Origin of the sequence: Pseudomonas sp., assembly GCF_026224925.1 — a bacterium.
Classification (GTDB): Bacteria; Pseudomonadota; Gammaproteobacteria; order Pseudomonadales; family Pseudomonadaceae; genus Aquipseudomonas.
This window is the reverse complement of the sequence record NZ_JAMFRV010000583.1, coordinates 1-2,284: the sequence shown is the minus strand read 5'-3', so window position 1 is coordinate 2,284 and position 2,284 is coordinate 1. Positions and strand designations below refer to the sequence as shown.

Annotated in this window: 4 protein-coding genes; all 4 read left to right on the top strand. The window is 55.7% G+C overall.

Annotated elements, in window-relative coordinates; genetic code table 11:
* Window positions 1-395: amino acid ABC transporter permease (locus M0974_RS24310; RefSeq protein ID WP_297842999.1), on the top strand; the 395-nt coding region annotated here is incomplete at its 5' end.
* Window positions 396-405: 10 nt separating this feature from the next.
* Complete coding sequence (locus tag M0974_RS24305; RefSeq protein ID WP_297842996.1) at window positions 406-1,068, top strand: amino acid ABC transporter permease; 663 nt, start codon at window positions 406-408, stop codon at window positions 1,066-1,068.
* Window positions 1,065-1,853, top strand: a complete 789-nt coding sequence (locus tag M0974_RS24300) for an amino acid ABC transporter ATP-binding protein (RefSeq protein WP_297842993.1) — start codon at window positions 1,065-1,067, stop codon at window positions 1,851-1,853. The genes M0974_RS24305 and M0974_RS24300 overlap by 4 nt, the downstream gene beginning before the upstream one ends.
* Window positions 1,854-1,917: 64 nt before the next feature.
* A partial coding sequence (locus M0974_RS24295) for a RidA family protein (protein ID WP_297842990.1) occupies window positions 1,918-2,284 on the top strand: 367 nt, incomplete at its 3' end.

The following is a 2,284-nucleotide window of genomic DNA, read 5'->3' as shown; positions in this document are numbered from 1 at the left end:
TGTCGTCGTTCATCGTCACGCTGTCGCTGTACGCCGGGGCTTATTTGACCGAGGTGTTCCGCGCCGGACTGTTAAGCATTCACAAAGGCCAGCGCGAAGCAGGGCTGGCGATCGGGCTGAGCGAATGGCAAGTGCGCGCCTACGTGATTATTCCAGTGATGCTGCGCAATGTACTGCCGGCGTTGTCGAATAACTTCATCTCGCTGTTCAAAGACACCTCGTTGGCGGCGGCGATTGCCGTACCTGAACTGACCTACTACGCCCGCAAAATCAACGTTGAAAGCTATCGGGTCATCGAAACTTGGATGGTGACCACGGCGTTGTATGTAGCGGCCTGTTATCTCATCGCCATGCTCTTGCGCTACCTCGAGCAGCGCTTGGCGATTCGCCGCTAGGAGGTTTGATATGTACGAATCGCAAAGTTGGCTGCAAGAATTGTGGATTGCTCGCGGGGCCCTGTTGGATGGTTTTTTGACCACTATTCAGTGTTCGGTGATGGCGATTATCTGCGGGACAGTCATTGGCATGTTCGCCGGCCTGGTGTTGACCTACGGCAAGCTGTGGGGCCGCCTGCCGTTTCGGATCTACGTCGATCTGATTCGTGGCACACCGGTGTTTGTGCTGGTACTGGCCTGCTTTTATATGGCCCCGGCGTTGGGTTGGAAAATCAGTGCGTTTCAAGCGGGCGCCCTAGGGCTGACGTTGTTTTGTGGTTCTCACGTTGCTGAAATCGTTCGCGGCGCGCTGCAGGCTATTCCTCGGGGCCAGCTCGAAGCGGGCAAGGCCATCGGCCTGACGTTCAAACAGTCATTGGCTTACGTGCTGTTACCCCAAGCGTTGCGGCAGATCTTGCCGACCTGGGTCAACTCATCCACCGAGATCGTTAAAGCATCGACCTTGTTATCGGTCATTGGTGTCGCGGAATTGCTGCTCAGCACGCAACAAGTCATCGCCCGGACGTTCATGACCCTGGAGTTTTACCTGTTCGCTGGAGTTCTCTTTTTCATCATTAACTACGCCATCGAGCTTCTTGGACGGCAAATCGAAAAACGGGTGGCCTTGCCATGACACCGACTCAAACCGCTACCACCCCTGCGTTGCTGAGCATCGAAGGGCTACACAAATCTTACGGCCCGGTTGAGGTGCTCAAGGGCGTTGACCTGCGCATGCAGCGCGGCAACGTCGTGACTCTCATCGGTTCCAGCGGCTCCGGCAAGACCACCTTGCTGCGCTGCGTGAATTTACTCGAAGAGTTTCAGGGCGGACATATCCGACTCGACGGTCAAGACATCGGCTACAGCGATGTCGACGGAAAACGGGTCCGCCACCCGGAAAAAGTCATTGCCCAGCATCGCTCCATGACAGGCATGGCGTTTCAGCAGTTCAACCTGTTTCCACACCTCAGTGCCTTGCAAAACGTCACCTTGGGCTTGCTCAAAGTGAAGAAGTTGCCGAAGGACGAAGCGGTGGCCCTGGCCGAAAAATGGCTGGACCGCGTTGGCCTGTTGGATCGACGTAATCACTTTCCTGGCCAACTGTCCGGCGGTCAGCAGCAACGCGTGGCGATTGCCCGTGCGATTGCAATGAACCCGAGCTTGATGCTGTTTGATGAAGTGACTTCGGCGCTGGACCCGGAATTGGTCGGCGAAGTGTTGAGCGTGATCAAGGGCCTGGCGGAAGAGGGCATGACCATGTTGCTGGTCACCCATGAGATGCGTTTTGCGTACGAAGTGTCCGATCAGATCGTGTTCATGAACCAAGGCCGCATCGAAGAGCAGGGTCCGCCCAAGGAATTATTCGAACGACCAAAATCGGCGCGCTTGAGTGAGTTTCTCAAGAACATCCGTTTCTAGTCATTCAACACATTGGCTTCAAGCCTTTTTTAGAGCCTTTAGATAAAGCAGCAGGAGAATTTTCATGAGCATTACTCGATATGGCACCGGTAGCACCGCCGGCGGTGGCCAAGCCCGACCTTTCGCCCGTGCAGTTGAAGCCGATGGCTGGCTGTACGTGTCTGGCCAAGTGCCTGCGGAAAACGGCGAGATTATCCATGGCGGGATCGTCGAACAGACCCACCAGACCATGAAGAACCTGATCGCCATCCTCGCCGAAGCAGGTTATGGCCTCGAAGACGTGGTCCGCACTGGTGTTTGGCTGGAAGACCCACGGGATTTCTGGAGCTTCAACAAAGTCTTTTCCGAGTACTTTGCCAGCGAACACGCACCGGCCCGTGCCTGCGTCCAGGCCCACATGATGGTTGATTGCAAGGTCGAGATTGATTGTG

Bases quoted from the DNA above. Each gene is read 5' to 3' on its own strand.
- M0974_RS24305 (WP_297842996.1), top strand. From the start codon at position 406: ATGTACGAATCGCAAAGTTGGCTGCAAGAATTGTGGATTGCTCGCGGG.
- M0974_RS24300 (WP_297842993.1), top strand. From the start codon at position 1,065: ATGACACCGACTCAAACCGCTACCACCCCTGCGTTGCTGAGCATCGAA.